This is a genomic window from Streptomyces sp. Sge12, assembly GCF_002080455.1.
Lineage (GTDB): Bacteria > Actinomycetota > Actinomycetes > Streptomycetales > Streptomycetaceae > Streptomyces.
In genome coordinates this window covers 3,727,568-3,743,489 of record NZ_CP020555.1, presented here as the reverse complement: position 1 = coordinate 3,743,489, position 15,922 = coordinate 3,727,568, and the positions used below count along the sequence as shown (strand labels likewise).

Genomic DNA, 15,922 nt, shown 5'->3' with positions numbered 1-15,922 from the left:
GGAGTGGAGGTTGTGGGCTTGGCGGGCGAGGAGGCCGGGCATGACGACACGCTGGCGCAGTACGGCCGTGGGCGCGGCGGCGGTCGGTCTGGTGGCCGGACTCCTGGTGGGGCCCGTGGGGCCCGCTGGAGCCGCGGCGGTGTACGGGCCGGACGCGGCGGCGCACGCGCCGACCATGACGGCCGCAGCCCCCACCCCCACGCCGACGCCGACGCCGACCCCCGCCTCCGACGGGTTCGCGCAGCTCACCCCCGCCGTGACCCGGCAGTTGGACGACGCCATCCGCAAGGTCCTGGCCGAGGCGAAGATCCCCGGCGTGATCGTGGCCGTGTCGGCGCCCGGCAAGGGCGAGTACATACGGTCCTTCGGCGTCGCGGACAAGGCCACGGGCGCTCCGATGACCCCGAACCTGAACATGCGGATCGGCAGCGTGACGAAGACCTTCACCGTCACCGCCCTCCTGGAACTGGTCGACGACGGCAAGGTCGGGCTCGACGACCCGATCGGCAAGTACGTCGACGGGGTGCCGAACGGCGACCGGATCACCCTGCGCGAGCTGGCCGGCATGCGCAGCGGGCTCTTCAACTACTCGGCGGACGAGGACTTCTACAAGGCGCTGACCAGCAACCCCGAGCGGCCCTTCACCCCGCAGGAGCTGCTCGACTACTCCTTCAAGCACCCGGTGCTCTTCGAGCCGAACGCGAAGTTCTACTACTGCAACACCAACCTGATCCTCCTCGGGCTGGTGGTGGAGAAGGTCAGCGGTGTGCCCCTCGGCCGGTTCATCGAGCGGGAGGTGGTCGCACCGGCCGGGCTGAAGCACACCGTCTTCCCCACGGGCCCGGAGTTCCCCGAGCCGCACGCCCAGGGCTACACGAACCAGACGGCCTCCGGGAAGATCGAGAACTCTACCGACTGGAACCCCTCCTGGGGCTGGGCGGCCGGCGCGATGATCTCCGACCTTCCCGACCTGCGCAGCTGGGCGAAGACCCTGGCCACCGGGACCCTGCTGACCCCCGCCACCCAGGCCCAGCGGCTGGACGTGGTCGACGCGATCCCGGGCGCGGGCTACGGCCTCGGCATCTTCAACGTCCAGGGCTGGATCGGGCACAACGGCTCACTGCCGGGCTACGGCTCGCTCGTCCTCTACCTGCCGCAGGCCCGGGCCACGCTGGTCGTGCTGCTCAACACCGACATCGGGTACGAGGGCCAGGAGCCCAGCACCCTCTTCGGGGAGGCGATCACGAAGATCGTGACGCCCGAGCGGGTCTACACGCTCCCCGCCCAGCCCCCGTCGTGACCCGGGACGGCCACGGACCCCATGTGGGCGCCGGGCTCAGGGACTTCGGTCCCGGGCCCGGCGCCGTCGTGTGCGCGGCCGGTCCTTCGCGGCGGCCGACTCCGGCCGTAGCGTAGGGCGTCGAGGGCCGGGCGGCTCGCCGCCCACCCCGCACAATGATCCGCGGCGCGCGCGAAACACCCCTGAGGGAGACGCACATGAACGATCAGGCACAGGCGGCGGCACAGCAGGACGTCCCGTCCCCGGCGGAGGACTCGACACCGGCGCCCGCCTCCGGCCCCGCCTCCGCCTCCGCCCCCTCCTCCGCCCCCGCGGTCTCGGTCCGCGCGGCCGGCGAGGCGGACGTCGATGCGGCGGCCGTGCTGTTCCGCGGCTACCTCGACTTCTACGAGGTGGACATCGAGGACCCGGACGCCCCGCGGGCCTTCCTGGCGGAACGGATCGCCAAGGACGAGTCCCTGGTCCTGCTCGCCGACGTCCCGGGGGCGGGCACGGTCGGCTTCGCCCAGGTCTACCGCGGGTTCTCCTCGCTCTCCCTGCGCACCGCCTGGGTCCTCAACGACCTGTACGTGGCCCCGGCGGGCCGCCGCACCGGGGCGGGCCGCGCGCTGCTGCTCGAGGTGCTGCGCCGGGCCCGCGAGGCCGGGGTGTCCGGGGTGCAGTTGGAGACCGCGTACGACAACACCGTCGCCCAGGGGCTGTACGAGGCGGAGGGCTTCGTCCGCGAGGAGTTCCACGTGTACTTCCACGACCTGGGCTGACCGGCAGGGCTCCGCGGGAACGCTCCCGGAAGATGCTCGGCAGGGTGATGAAACATTTCCGCACTGCCGGCGCGTCAGTGGGGTGAGACGGACGCGAGGGGGAGTGGATGCGGCACGGTCGCGGGAGCGGGTTCCGTGAGTTCGCGGCGGGCCGGTCGGGGCACCTGTACCGGTCGGCGTGCCTGTTGGCGAGCGGGGACACCCACCTCGCGGAGGACCTGGTGCAGGAGACCCTGGGGCGGATGTACCTGCGCTGGGGGCGGATCTCCCGTATCGACAATCCGGCGGCGTACGCGCAGACGGTGCTGGTGCGGGCCTTCCTCACGCACCAGCGCCGCCGCTCGGCGGGGGAGCGGCCGGTCGGGACGGTGCCCGACCCGGGTGCGCCCGCGCCCGGTGGCGAGGATCCGGCGCTGCGGCTGACGCTACTGGAGGCGCTGGGGCGGCTGGCGCCCAAGGACCGGGCGGTACTGGTGCTCCGCTACTGGGAGGACCGCAGTGTCGAAGAGACCGCCGACGCGATGAACACCAGCTCGGCGGCGGTCCGTACGCGGACCTCGCGGGCGCTCGCCCGGCTGCGCGAGCAACTGGGCGGCAGCCTCTCCGCCTTCGCGGACCTCTGAGACCGGAGCGACCCGCTCGACTCCGGTTCCCGCTGGTCACTTCGGTCCCCCCCCGGTCACTCCCTCGGCCCACCCCACCCTGCAAGCGGAAGGTTTGATTCCAGATGCCTTTTGAAGACGAACTCGGCGCAGCCCTGAGGCGTACGGGGGAGGGATTCACGACCGACCGGCACGCCCTCGTGGACGCGGGCGAGCAGCGCGGCCGACGGATGGTGGCGCGCCGCCGGGCCGCCGTGGCCGGTGGCTCCGCGCTGGCCCTGGCCGTGATCGCCACGGCCGGCGCCTACACCGGAGGCCTGTTCGACGGCACGGACGCCGCACACAGGGCCGACGTCGCGGCCCCGCCGACCGGGCCGGGCCGGAACGGGGAGCAGCCCCGTACCAGTACGGGCGCGGTGACCGCCGAGCAGCTGATCGCGAACCTGAAGTCGCTCCTGCCCGGCGGAGAACTCACCGGGGCCGAGGCGCGCGGCACCAGCGACGAGCTGGGCCCCTGGGTGTCCGGCGTGTACGACGACGGGAAGGGCAGGTCCGCCGTCTCCGTCCGCCTCCAGCGGGTGGACCCGAACGGCAACCTGGCCCGGGACCAGACGGAGTGCGGGGACAAGAGCGTGCAGGGCTACGACGACTGTCGCACCGAGCAACTGGCGGACGGGTCAAGGCTGATGCTCCACAAGGGGTACGAGTACCCCGACCGCCGGGTGGACACCAAGGTCTGGTCGGCCACGCTCGTCACCCCGCAGGGGTTCATGGTCGGCGCCTCCGAGTGGAACGCCGCGGCGGAGAAGGACGCCCCCGTCTCGCGGACGGATCCGCCGCTGGCCACGGAGGAACTGAAGACCCTGGTCATCTCGACGCTCTGGCACCCGGCACTGAACGACCTGCCGACGGTCGAGCCGGAGGCCCCCCAGGAGCAGTCGCCGACCGCGCTGCGGGACCGCAACGCCGGGGCGGCCCTGGAACACCTGATCACCGGGCTCGGGGTCAAGTCCCCCATCGTCGCCAGGGGCGGCCAGGGCGGCTCCGGCTACGTCGTCCTCGACGACGGCAGCGGCAGGTCCCTGGTCCGGATCACCATCCAACAGGGCGGCGAGGGCGACGCGGGCTTCACGGCGGCCGATGCCACCGTGCGGCCCGACGGGACGAAGGTGAAGGCCATGGTGGGGCGCGCCACGAAGGGCAAGGACGTCATGCAGTGGAGCGTGGACACCCTGCGCGAGGACGGTCTGCGCGTGCTGGTCTCCTCCTTCAACGGAGCCGATCCGAACGGTACGCCCACCCGCGACTCACCCGCGCTGACGCTGGGCCAGCTGCACGAGATCGCGCTCGCCCCGGGATGGAACCGCACCCACAACTAGGCCGTCTGCACGCCTCCGTGACCGGGGCGTCCGGCGTGGTTCATTTGGCGTCCGCGTAGCACTCCACGACCGCCGTCGTGAACGGGAACCGGACCGGGGTGTCGCCGAAGGCGATCCGGCCGGCCCGGTCGCCGGCGGCGCGGATCGCCTCCACCACGGCCTCGGCCTCCTCGGCCGGACAGTGCACGATCACCTCGTCGTGCTGGAAGAACACCAGCTCGGCCCGCATGCCGGCGGTCGCCTGGCGCAGGGCCGCGAGCAGCAGCAGGGCCCAGTCGGCGGCGCTGCCCTGGACCACGAAGTTACGGGTGAACCGGCCGCGGGCCCGGGTGTTGGTGGAGGCGTAGCTCGGGGTCCAGCCGTCCTCCCGGTCCTGCGGGGCCCCGGCCTCGCCCTCGCCGTACCCCTCGCCCGGATCGACCCCGCCGTCGCCGGTCTCGTCGCGCTCGCCGGAGCCGGCGGGTGGCGGGCAGGTACGGCCCAGCCAGGTCCGTACGAGCCGGCCCTCCTCGCCGGCCTTCGCGGCGTCGTCCACGTACGCGACGGCCAGGGGGAAGCGGCGGCGGAGCGCGGCCAGGTTCTTCAGGCCGTCCCCGGAGGTCTGCCCGTAGACGGCACCGAGCACGGCGATCTTGGCCTTGTCCCGGTCGCCGGAGAAGCCCTGGCGGGAGACGGCGGTGTAGAGGTCGGTGGTCTCCCCGGCGACCTCCATGAAGGCCGGGTCGCGGGAGATGGCGGCGAGTACGCGCGGTTCCATCTGGTCGGCGTCGGCGACGACGAGCCGCCAGCCCGGGTCGGCGACCACCGCCCGGCGGATCACCTTGGGGATCTGCAGGGCCCCGCCGCCGTTCGTGACCCAGCGGCCGGTCAGGGTGCCGCCGGGGATGAACTCCGGGCGGAAGCGGCCGTCGCGGACCCAGTCCGCGAGCCAGGACCAGCCGTGGGCGGTGTAGATCCGGTACAGCTTCTTGTACTCGATCAACGGCTCGACGGCGGGATGGTCCAGCTCCTGGATCTCCCAGCGGCGGGTGGACCTGAGCTTGATCCCGGCCCCGGCGAAGGCCTTGATGACGTCGGCGGGCAGATCGGGGCGCACGCGTCTGCCGAAGGCGGCGGACACCCGGTCGGCCAGCTCGGCGAGACGCCGGGGCTCCCCGCCGCCCGCGTACCGCTCGCCGAGCAGCTCGGTCAGCAGGGCGCGGTGCACATCGGCCCGCCAGGGCAGACCGGCGCGGTTCATCTCGGCGGCGACGAGGAAGGCCGCCGACTCGGCGGCGATGAGCAGCCGCATCCGGTCGGGGCGGTCGGTGGCATCGAGCCGCTTCGCCTGGTCGGCGTGGATGGCGAGCAGGGCGTCCAGGGGGACGGGGGTGGGCTGCGGGTCGAAGAGGGAGTCCTGGGCGCGGGGCTCGGCGGCGCGCGGGCGCGGATCGGGCGGCACGGGGGTGTGGGTGAGCCGGGCCCAGGCCGCGGCCGCGGAGCGGGGTTCGCCCGAGCGGCCCTCGTGGCCGAGGAGCAGCAGCTCGGCGCCCTCGATGTCGTGGCACCGCTCGACGCGGGTGCCTGCGGCGAGCAGGCGGGGATATACGGCGGCGGTGGACCGCCAGACCCAGCGGGTGCCGGGCGGGGCGGCGCGGATCGCCTCGGCGGGGTCGCGGACGCGGAGCCGGACTCCGTCCGCGGGGGGTACGGGCGCGGCGTGCCACCACCCGTCGCCGTCCTCGGCGAGGGCCCAGCGGGGGGTGCGGTCGCTCATGGGTGCGAGTGTCCCACCGGGGTCTGACAGGGGGGGTCGGCGTGCCGGGCCGTGGTGCGGGGGCGTGCCGGGTGCGGCGCCGTTGCGGGGCTCCGCCCCGGGCCCCGCGCCTCAAACGCCGGCGGGGCTGGGACAGCGGGGCTCCGCCCCGGGCCCCGTGCCTCAAATGCCGGCGGGGCTGGGACAGCGGGGCTCCGCCCCGGGCCCCGTGCCTCAGGCGCCGGTGGGGCTGGGACAGCGGGGCTCCGCCCCGGGCCCCGTGCCTCAAATGCCGGCGGGGCTGGGACAGCGGAGCTCCGCCCCGGGCCCGCGCCTCAAATGCCGGCGGGGCTGGGACAGCGGGGCTCCGCCCCGGGCCCCGCGCCTCAAACGCCGGCGGGGCTGGATCGGGTGGGCTGGGAGACTGGGGGTGTGAGAGACCTTGCCGAGATCGTCGATCGAGCCTTCGCCGCAGCCCTCTACGCCCAGGACGACGCCGGGCTGGACACCGGGGCCTCGTTGCTCGTCGCCGATCAGGGCGGCTGGGCCGCGGTCGGGCGGGAGCTGCTCGCGCGCGGGGAGGCGTACGTGCGCCAGGGCTGGGAGCGGGGCTGGCAGCCGGCGGACGTACTGCGGCTGGTCCGGCGGGACCTCGACGAGCGGCACCTGCGCATCACCGGGGACCTCATCGCCGCCGAGGCGCGCCGCTACGCGCGGCTCCCGGCGCGCTGGGGTGCGGGCGAGGTGTGGTGGGCGGGCGACGAGGAGTACGCCGACCGGCTCGCGCAGCGGGAACGGGCCGACCGGTTCACGCTGGCCACCGCCTTCCTGGAGGTGCTGCGGCTGCTGATACGGCTGCCCTCGATCGAGCCGGTGGGTCCGCTGCCCGGTGACCCGGCCGACGCCCTCGCCGAGCACGCCCACATCGAGCCGCGCATGCTGGGCCGGATCCGGGCGCTGCTCGCCAAGGCCGAGGCGACCACCTTCCCGGAGGAGGCGGAGGCACTCAGCGCCAAGGCCCAGGAGCTGATGGCCCGGCACACCGTGGACGAGGCGCTGCTGGCCGCCCGCGGCGGCGGCCCGAAGCAGGTCCCGGGGGCCTGCCGGATCGGCGTCGAGCCGCCGTACGAGGAGGCGAAGGCGGTGCTGCTCGACGCGGTGGCCACCGCCAACCGCTGCCGGGCGGTGTGGAACAGCGGCTTCGAGTTCTCCACGGTGGTCGGTTTCGAGAGCGACCTGGAGGCGGTGGAGCTGCTTTACACCTCGCTGCTCGTGCAGGGCACGGCGGCGATGACCCGCGCGGAGGCTGCGCAGCGCTCCGGCGGGCGCAGGCGGACGAAGACCTTCAGGCAGTCCTTCCTGCTCGCCTACGCGAGCCGGCTCGGCCACCGGCTGGCCGAGACCGCCGAGCACACGGCGACGGAGGCCCCCGACAACCTGCCGGCCCTGGTGGCCCGGGACGTGGCGGTCACTTCGCGCGCGGACGAGATGTTCCCGCGGACCACGACGACCCGGCTGCGCGGCGCGACCGACCACGCGGGCTGGGAGGACGGCACGGCGGCCGCCGACCGCGCCCACATGGGCGGCCGGCGCCGACCGCTGCCGCGGGGCTAGGCCGTCTCTTCCGGATCTTGTCGGGTGAGCCCGGCGGGCCGGGCCCGACAGGATCCGGAAGAGACGGCCTAGGGGCCGTCGTGCCGTTCCGGCGTGCCCGGGGTGTCCGTGCGCAGGGCGTGTGCCTCCGACTTCAGGATGCGCATCGACCTGCCCAGTGAGCGGGCCATGTCGGGGAGCTTCTTGGAACCGAACACCAACAGGCAGACCACCAGGACCAGGAGCACGTGCCAGGGCTGGACGGCGTTGCGGAACACGGGCGTTCCACCCTTCGGACGAGTCGGATTCTTTTCGAACGACCGGCTCATGGAACACGCACACCCCGGGTCGGGACAAATCTGAAGAAGTCCTGAAAACCGTTACGCTCGGCGCCATGAGCTGGCTCCGGGCACTGAAGGGCACCGCCCGCTCGGGTCTGACCGTCGAGCGGGCCCGCCTCGAACCCCTCGCCGCCCTGCGGGCCGCTGTCGGCCTCGCCCTCGTCATCGGTGCCGGACTGGCCCTTCTGGGTCCCGGCGCGGCGGCCAGTTCCGCCTTCGGCGCGTTCATGGCCGCCATCGCCACCTTCCAGCAGAGCTGGCGCCCCCGTCCGGTCCTCGCCCTCGCCTCCGGCCTGACCCTGGCCGTGTCCACCTTCGTCGGCTACCTCGTCGGCGCTTCGCACACCGGGCTGTTCCTCGCCCTGCTCGCCGCCTGGACCCTCGTGGCGGGCCTGCTGTGGGCGGCCGGTCCCACCGCCGGGATCATCGCCTCCGGCAACGTCGCCGTCATGCTCGTCACCGTCACCCTGCCGACCTCCGTGGCGCAGGCCGCCGGGCACGCCGCGATGATCGCCGCGGGCGGGGTGGTGCAGGCCCTGCTGATCGTGTTCTTCCCCGTCCGCCGCTGGGGCGCCCAGCGCGACGCCCTCGCCGATGCGCTCGCCGCCGAGGCCGACTACGCCCGCCGGCTGCGCCAGGACCCCGTCGCGCCCTTCGACCCGGCGCCCCTGATGCGGGCGCGGGCGGCCGCCACCGTCACCGCCCGCCAGGCCCGGCGGCGCCCCGCCGAGCTGCACGGGGCGCGCGGGCTCGCGGAGCGGATCCGGCCGGTGCTGGCCTCGCTCGCCGATCCGGCCGTGGGGGGACCGGGCGAGGGGCCGGGCCGGGACCGGGTGCGCGAGCTGCTCGCCGCCGCCGGGGAGGTCCTGGACGCGGCCGCGCACGCGATCCGGAGCGGGGAACCGGTGCGGCTCCCCGCGCCCTCGCCGGCCGTCCTGAAGTCCCCCGACACCGCGGATCTCCTCGCCGGCGCGCCGCTACGGGCCGCGCGCCGCCTCGCCGCCCTGCTGGACGACGTACTGGAGACCGCCCGGCCGGGATCCGGGCGCACGGCCGCTCCCGGTGAATCGATGCTGCGGCCCACCCTGCCGGCCATGGTGCCGCTGGTGCTGACCGCCGTACGGGCCGAGCTGCGGCCCGGATCGCCGATCCTGCGGCATGCCGTGCGGGTGACGGCCGTGGCCTGCGCCGGCTACGTGATCGGCCAGGCGCTGCCGTTCGGGCACGGCTACTGGGCGCCGATGGCCTCCGTGATGATCATGCGGCCGGACTTCAGCCAGACCTACGCGCGCGCCGTCGCCCGCTTCGGTGGCACCCTCGTCGGGGTCGCGGTGGCCACCGGCATCGTCCAGGTCGCCCAGCCCGACATGTACCTGTCCGGCTTCCTCGCCGTGGTCAGCGCCTGGCTCATGTACACCCTGATGCGCACCGGGTACGCCGTCGCCCAGCTCTTCGTGTCGGCCTACGTGGTCTTCCTGCTCGGCATGGGCGGGGTCCGCTGGGACCAGACCGTGCCCGACCGGGTCGCCCTCACCCTGGTGGGCGGAGTGCTCGCGATGATCGGCTACGCCCTCTACCCGGCCTGGGAGACCCCGCGGCTGCGGACCCGCCTGGCCGACTGGATCGCCGCCGGCGGACGGTACGCGGCCGCCGTGCTCGACCAGTACGCCGATCCGGCGGGGGCCCGGCGGGCCGATGTGCGCGAGGCCCTGCTGGCGGCCCGCGACGCCCGCATCGCGTGGCAGGAGGCCCTGGACCGGGCCGCCGGGGAGCCGGTGCGCCACCGCGGGCTGTCCCACGCGGCCGCCGACGGCGCGGGGGACGCCCTCGCCGCGATGGGCCGGTGCGCCATGCTGCTGGAGGCCCATGTCCCGGACCGCGGGCAGGCTCCGGTGCCGGGCGCCGCCGACCTGGCCGAGGCGCTGCGCACTGCCACCGGGGCGGGCGCCAAGGCCGTTCGGGAGCGCCGGGTGCCGCAGTGGGACGAGGTCAGGGCCGTGCTGGCGGACTGGGGCGCGCCCGGGCAGGGGGTGCTGCGCGGGGCCGCCCCGCAGCTCCTGGACTCGCTGGACGAGGTGTCCGAGGCCCTTCACCCCTGAGGACGGACCTGTGAGTGATCAATGGACCACCCCGCGTGCACGTGCATCTGCCCATGCAGCCGCTCATGAACACAGCTATGATCCGGAGGAGTTGACATCTGCACTATCGGGGGCTTCCTGTGGACCACGCGTACAACGGGATGGCAGCTGCAGAACTCGCTACCTTGTTTGAGCTGACGTGGCAGAAGAGCAGACACAGCAACTCGCAGGGTTCCTGCGTGGAGTTCGCGCGGCTGCCGGGAGGCGACGTCGCCATGCGCAACTCGCGCTTTCCCGACGGACCGGCACTGGTCTACACGCCGGCGGAGATCGAGGCCCTGCTGCTGGGCGTCAAGGACGGCGAGTTCGATCATCTGATCGGCTGACGGAACAGCGCACCCAATCACGCCATGCACGTGCACTGGCCGGGACTGATCGCAATGATCAATCCCGGCCAGTTGTCCTGTGTGCGCCCCTGATCGGCGGCGGTCGGCCGCTCAGTCCTGGAGGAGGAAGAGCGCCCAGACGACCTTGCCGGTGAGCCGTCCCGCGAGCGGGTGCCAGCCCCAGCTGTCGCTGTACGCGTCCACCAGGAACAGCCCGCGCCCGGACTCCAGGTCGCAGTTCTCCGAGGTCCGCTCCGGTGAGAACGCCCCGCCCGGCCGGTCCTCGCTGGGGTCCCGCACCGCACACACCAGCCGCGTGCTCCACCGCATCAGGTGCAGCCGTACCGGCGGCTCCGGCTCGGCGTCCGGACCGCGCCTGTCCTCGGGCAGGGCATGGCGCAGCGCGTTCGTGACGAGTTCGGAGACGACCAGGGAGACGTCGTCGAAACGGTCGTCGAGTCCCCACTGGGACAGGGTCGACCGGGTGAAGGTGCGGGCGCCCCGCACCGCGTCGAAGCGTGCGGGAAGGGCGCATGAGGCGGACCCGGAGACAGCCGTGGGGTCAACCGGGGGAAGCCCCTGCCGTAACGGCTCGAGCATGGTCGATCCATTCGTCCCCATGCGAGGCACTCCCGGGATTCGCGGGCGGAGCGGTCAACTCCGTCCAGAAAGAACTGCGGGGTGGGTCCGGCGCCGGCGCGAACAGCACGCAGGTGCGCGGGGACCATCGTTCCGAATGCCGGAGCCGGATGCAAGGGCAGATGCACGTGCACGCGCCGGACCTGTCCACTCCCGTGACGGTTCTGACTCATTTCTTCCTACGCATACTTACGGACTTCTTTTCCTACAGACGGGATTCCGTTACAGAACGAGTACGGGCCGATGCGTTTTGGTGGCAGACTGCGGCCCCTGGGGTACGGGGGCCCCGAGACGCACGCGCACACCACGCGCACGCCAATGCGATGGGGAGGGCAGTACTAGTGACCGCAGAAGCAAGCGGTTCTGTGGTGCGCCGCATCCTCCTGGGCTCCCAGCTCAGGCGACTCCGAGAATCCCGCGGCATCACCCGTGAGGCGGCCGGCTACTCGATCCGCGCATCCGAATCGAAGATCAGCCGCTTGGAGTTGGGAAGGGTGAGCTTCAAGGCCAGAGACGTCGAGGACCTCCTCACGCTCTACGGAGTCACGGACAGCACCGAGCGCGAGTCGCTGCTCGGACTGGTCCGCGAGGCCAACGCGACCGGCTGGTGGCACAGTTACGGCGACGTGCTGCCCGGGTGGTTCCAGACGTACATCGGTCTGGAGGGCGCCGCCTCCCTCATCCGCATCTACGAAGTCCAGTTCGTCCACGGACTGCTGCAGACCGAGGCCTACGCCCACGCCGTCGTCAGCCGCGGCATGCCCGGCGCCACCGGCGCCGAGATCGACCGCCGCGTCGCGCTGCGCCTGGAGCGGCAGAAGGTCCTCGTCTCCGAGAACGCCCCGGTCTTCCACGCCGTCCTCGACGAGGCCGCGCTGCGCCGCCCGTACGGCGACCGCGAGGTCATGCGCGGCCAGCTGGAGCACCTCATCGAGGTCTCCCAGCGCCCCAACGTGCAGCTCCAGGTGATGCCCTTCTCCTTCGGCGGCCACGCGGGCGAGAGCGGAGCCTTCACCCTGCTGCGCTTCCCCGAGTCCGACCTCCAGGACATCGTCTATCTGGAACAGCTCACCAGTGCCCTCTACCTGGACAAGGACGAGGAAGTGGGGCAGTACGAGCGGGCGATGGAACGGCTCCAGGCCGACTGCCCCGATCCCGACCGGACCCGGGATCTTCTTCGCGGTCTGCTCCAACTGTCTTGATTCGCACGTAGTATGACGTCTGATCAGTGCATGATGACCGATCGGTCTCCGGTGCAGCGCACGGGTGCGCGCTCGCAGTAAGGGATGGCATGTCCATATTCAGCGACCTGGCTCACCAGTACATCGACGGCGAATGGCTGGCCGGTACCGGTTCGTGGGACATCATCGACGTCAACCCGTACAACGGGGAGAAGCTCGCGGCCATCACCGTGGCCACCGTCGAGCAGGTGGACCAGGCCTACCGCGGCGCCGAGCGCGCCCAGCGGGAGTGGGCCGCCACCAGCCCCTACATCAGACGTGCGGTCCTGGAGCGCGCCCTGCGGATCACCGAGGAGCGCGAGAAGGAGATCGTCGAGGCGATGATCGACGAGCTCGGCGGGACCCGTCCCAAGGCCGAGTACGAGGTCCACCTCGCGATGGAGTTCATCCGCGAGTCGCTCCAGCTGGCCGTCCGGCCCGAGGGCCGGATCCTGCCCTCGCCGGTCGAGGGCAAGGAGAACCGGGTCCAGCGCCTGCCCGTGGGCGTCATCACCGTGATCAGCCCCTTCAACTTCCCGTTCCTGGTGACCCTGAAGTCGGTCGCCCCGGCCCTGGCGCTGGGCAACGCGGTCGTCATCAAGCCCAACCAGAACGCCCCGGTCGTCGGCGGCGGCGTGATCGCCAAGATCTTCGAGGACGCGGGGCTGCCGGCCGGCCTGCTGAACGTCCTGGTCACCGACATCGCCGAGATAGGCGACGCCCTCCTGACCCACCCCGTGCCCAAGGTCATCTCGTTCGCGGGATCGGACCGGGTCGGCCGGCACGTCGGAGCGGTCGCCGCCCGCCACTTCAAGCGCACGGTCCTGGAGCTGAGCGGCAACAGCGCGCTCGTCGTCCTCGACGACGCCGACCTCGACTACGCGGTGGACGCGGCCGTCTTCAGCCGCTTCGTCTACCAGGGCCAGGTCTGTATGGCCGCCAACCGCATCCTCGTCGACGCCTCCGTCGCCGAGGAGTTCACGCAGAAGTTCATCGCGCGCGTGCGCAGCCTGAAGACGGGCGACCCGCACGAGGCCGACACCCACATCGGCCCGCTGATCAACTCCTTCCAGGCCGACGCCCTGACCGCACTCGTGGACCAGGCCGTGGAATCCGGAGCGCAGGCGCTCGTACGGGGTTCTACGCGCGGCAACCTGGTCGAACCCACGGTGCTCGCCGGGATCCCCGAGGACTCCCCGCTGCTGGGCCAGGAGATCTTCGGGCCGGTCGCCCTGCTGGTGGTCTTCGACGGCGAGGACGAGGCCGTCCGGCTGACCAACGCGACCCCCTACGGGCTCAGCGGCGCGGTGCACACCCGGGACGTGGAGCGGGGCGTCCGCTTCGCGCAGCGGATCGAGACGGGCATGATCCACGTCAACGACTCCACGATCGGGGACGAGCCGCTGGCCGCGTTCGGCGGCGAGAAGGCCTCGGGTCTGGGGCGGCTGAACGGCGAGGCCACGATCGAGGCGTTCACCACCCAGAAGTGGATCTCCGTCCAGCACGGCCGGACGACCTTCCCGTTCTAGGTCTTCCCCGGCATCCCCCCAGGGGGTGTCTTGCCGATCAGGCCGGGCTCGCGGGGCCCGGCGCCGCGCCTCGCCGCGTTGTCCTCGGTCGGCGATGCTCCGCATCGCCTCCCTCGTCCGCCTTGCGATCCTTCCCCTCGGCCCTGGCGGGCCCGGGGAGACCCCATGGCACCGGACCCCGCTCCCTGATCCGGCCCGATCGGCAAGACACCCCCTAGACTCGGCCGGGCGTAGGCAGCCGCCCGGGGGAGATCGAGTTGAGCAACATACCGGAGACCGGCCGGACCCCTCGGGTCCAGAACCGGCTCGTCGTCATCCAGATCGTGGTCTTCTCGCTGCTGCTCACGCTGGGCGGACGCCTCTGGTACCTCCAGATCCGCAATGGCTCGGAGTACACGGACGAGGCGAAGAACAACCACGTCCAGCAGGTGGTGCAGCCGGCCGTGCGCGGCTCGATCCTGGACTCGCGCGGGGTGCCGCTCGCCGACAACGCGACCCACCTCGTGGTCTCCGCCAGCCGTACCGAGCTGCTGACCATGAAGGACAAGGGCAGGTCCGTGCTGACCCGGCTCGCCGGGGTACTGGGCCTGGACGCCCAGGAGGTCATCGACAAGGTCCGGCTCTGCGACTCCAAGACCAAGCAGCCCTGCTGGAACGGGTCCCCCTACCAGCCGATCCCGGTCAGCGACGAGGCCACCACCGAGCAGGCCCTGCAGATCCGTGAGCACCCCGAGGACTTCCCGGGCATCACGGCCGAGGCGACGGCCCTGCGCCGCTACGCCGCCCCGGACGAGGCCAACACCTCGCAGGTGCTCGGCTACCTCTCGCCGGTCACCGACGAGGAGATCGCCAAGGCGAAGAAGTCGGACTCGCCGTACCTGCGCTCCGACCAGGTGGGCCGCTCCGGCCTGGAGCGCACCTACGACAAGGAGCTGCGCGGCAAGGCGGGCATCACCCGCTACGAGGTGGACAACCTCGGCCGGGTCATCGGGCAGGGCGAGACGGACCCGGCGCAGCCCGGCTCGAACATCGTGACCTCGATCGACTCCCGCGTGCAGGCGGTCGCCGAGCGCGAGCTGAACAACGCGATGATCGACGCCCGCAAGATCTACGACAAGAACACCCGCCGCAACTACGAGGCCGACTCCGGCTCCGTGGTGGTGATGGAGACCAAGACCGGCCGGGTCGTGGCGATGGCCTCGAACCCGACCTACGACCCCAACGCGTGGGTGGGCGGCATCTCCGCCAAGGACTACGCCGGCCTCACCGACAAGGAGTCCAACTATCCGCTGCTGAACCGGGCCATCCAGGCCCAGGCGGCGCCGGGCTCCATCTTCAAGGTGGTCACCTCGACCGCCGCGGTCAATGCCGGGTACCCGTTCAACAACCGCTACCCCTGCCCCAGCTCGTACTCGGTGGGCAGCCAGACCTTCACGAACTTCGAGTCGCAGGGCCACGGCGACATCACCATCGGCCGGGCCCTGGAGGTCTCCTGCGACACCGTCTACTACGCCCTCGCGGACCAGGAGTGGAAGAAGGACGGCGGCATCAACCCGAAGAAGAACCCGAACGACTGGTTCTTCAGGACGGCCCACGAGTTCGGGCTCGGCAAGCGCACCGGCATCGACCTGCCCAACGAGGTCCCCGGCCGCGTCCCCGACCGCAAGTGGAAGCAGGACTTCTTCGAGGCGAATAAGGTCGCCTGGTGCCGGGACGGCAAGAAGAACGGCTCCTTCGCCGAGAAGATCGCCTACGAGAACTGCCGCCAGGGCAACCAGCTGCGCGAGGGCGACGCCATCAACTACTCGATCGGCCAGGGTGACACGCTCGTCACCCCGATCCAGATGGCCTCCGTGTACTCGGCGATCGCCAACGGCGGCACGATCCACCAGCCCAGCATCGGCAAGGCGATCGTCAGCGCCGACGGGAAGTCGGTCCAGGAGATCGCCCCGAAGGAGCAGGGCAAGCTGCCGATGGACGCGAAGACCCGCAACAACATCGACCAGGCACTGGCCGGCGTGGCCACCGACGGCAGCGCCGCCTGGCGCTTCGGCGGCTGGCCGCAGAAGCAGATCCCGATGCACGCCAAGACGGGCACGGCCGAGGTCCAGGGCAAGCAGACCACCTCGTGGTTCGCCTCGTACACCGACGACTACGCGATCGTGATGACGATCTCGCAGGGCGGCACCGGCTCGGGCGCGTCGGGACCCGCGGTCCGCAAGATCTACGAGGCGATGTACGGGCTCGACCCGACGGGCAAGCAGGACCTCTCCAAGGCGCTGCTCCCGCAGCCCGCCACCGCCCTGCCGGCGATTCGCCCGGACGGGGAGATCGAGGGCAACTGACCGCGTATTGAGGA

The 15,922-nt window shown here is 72.3% G+C and carries 12 protein-coding genes and 1 pseudogene; 10 read left to right on the top strand and 3 right to left on the bottom strand.

Translation table 11 applies throughout. The features are described 5' to 3' along the window. Positions 1–40: 40 nt before the first annotated feature. The 4 genes from B6R96_RS16555 to B6R96_RS16540 all read left to right on the top strand — a co-directional run bounded on the left by B6R96_RS16555 (position 41) and on the right by B6R96_RS16540 (position 4,042). Entirely contained in the window at positions 41–1,300 is a 1,260-nt protein-coding gene (locus tag B6R96_RS16555; protein WP_081522816.1) for a serine hydrolase domain-containing protein, read from the top strand. A gap of 197 nt (positions 1,301–1,497) precedes the next feature. Further along, on the top strand, positions 1,498–2,061 hold the full coding sequence (locus B6R96_RS16550) for a GNAT family N-acetyltransferase (protein WP_081522815.1): 564 nt from the start codon (positions 1,498–1,500) through the stop codon (positions 2,059–2,061). 107 nt (positions 2,062–2,168) lie between these two features. Then, positions 2,169–2,684, top strand: a complete 516-nt coding sequence (locus tag B6R96_RS16545) for a SigE family RNA polymerase sigma factor (protein WP_081522814.1) — start codon at positions 2,169–2,171, stop codon at positions 2,682–2,684. Between the two features lie 104 nt (positions 2,685–2,788). After that, positions 2,789–4,042: a hypothetical protein gene (locus B6R96_RS16540; protein ID WP_159396333.1), complete on the top strand. Its 1,254-nt coding sequence runs from the start codon at positions 2,789–2,791 to the stop codon at positions 4,040–4,042. 40 nt (positions 4,043–4,082) lie between these two features. On the opposite strand, the gene B6R96_RS16535 is transcribed toward B6R96_RS16540, so the two are convergent. Further along, positions 4,083–5,798 carry a bifunctional 3'-5' exonuclease/DNA polymerase gene (locus B6R96_RS16535; RefSeq protein WP_081522812.1) on the bottom strand — a complete coding sequence of 572 codons (1,716 nt, stop codon included), beginning with the start codon at positions 5,796–5,798 and terminating at the stop codon, positions 4,083–4,085. 411 nt (positions 5,799–6,209) lie between these two features. On the opposite strand from B6R96_RS16535, the gene B6R96_RS16530 reads away from it, so the two are divergent. Next, positions 6,210–7,391, top strand: coding sequence for a DUF2786 domain-containing protein (locus B6R96_RS16530; RefSeq protein ID WP_237291438.1), 1,182 nt, complete (start codon positions 6,210–6,212; stop codon positions 7,389–7,391). A gap of 68 nt (positions 7,392–7,459) precedes the next feature. Here the strand turns inward: B6R96_RS16530 and tatA are convergent, their stop codons facing one another. Next, positions 7,460–7,648: a Sec-independent protein translocase subunit TatA gene (tatA, locus tag B6R96_RS16525; protein WP_081522810.1), complete on the bottom strand. Its 189-nt coding sequence runs from the start codon at positions 7,646–7,648 to the stop codon at positions 7,460–7,462. 116 nt (positions 7,649–7,764) lie between these two features. Between tatA and B6R96_RS16520 the strand changes: the two genes are divergently transcribed. Continuing rightward, a complete protein-coding gene (locus B6R96_RS16520) occupies positions 7,765–9,810 on the top strand; it encodes an FUSC family protein (RefSeq protein WP_081522809.1) in 2,046 nt (681 codons plus the stop codon). Positions 9,811–9,929: 119 nt separating this feature from the next. After that, complete coding sequence (locus B6R96_RS16515; RefSeq protein ID WP_030383576.1) at positions 9,930–10,175, top strand: DUF397 domain-containing protein; 246 nt, start codon at positions 9,930–9,932, stop codon at positions 10,173–10,175. Between the two features lie 111 nt (positions 10,176–10,286). On the opposite strand, the gene B6R96_RS16510 is transcribed toward B6R96_RS16515, so the two are convergent. Continuing rightward, positions 10,287–10,796 carry an ATP-binding protein gene (locus B6R96_RS16510; RefSeq protein WP_078626027.1) on the bottom strand — a complete coding sequence of 170 codons (510 nt, stop codon included), beginning with the start codon at positions 10,794–10,796 and terminating at the stop codon, positions 10,287–10,289. Between the two features lie 341 nt (positions 10,797–11,137). On the opposite strand from B6R96_RS16510, the gene B6R96_RS16505 reads away from it, so the two are divergent. The 3 genes and pseudogenes from B6R96_RS16505 to mrdA form a co-directional block, all read left to right on the top strand. Further along, a complete protein-coding gene (locus B6R96_RS16505; protein ID WP_051778785.1) occupies positions 11,138–12,016 on the top strand; it encodes a helix-turn-helix domain-containing protein in 879 nt (292 codons plus the stop codon). A gap of 89 nt (positions 12,017–12,105) precedes the next feature. Beyond that, a complete protein-coding gene (locus B6R96_RS16500; protein WP_081522808.1) occupies positions 12,106–13,563 on the top strand; it encodes an aldehyde dehydrogenase family protein in 1,458 nt (485 codons plus the stop codon). A gap of 257 nt (positions 13,564–13,820) precedes the next feature. Further along, positions 13,821–15,899 (top strand): annotated as a pseudogene (mrdA, locus tag B6R96_RS16495) (penicillin-binding protein 2); the annotation flags it as partial. Positions 15,900–15,922: the final 23 nt, after the last annotated feature.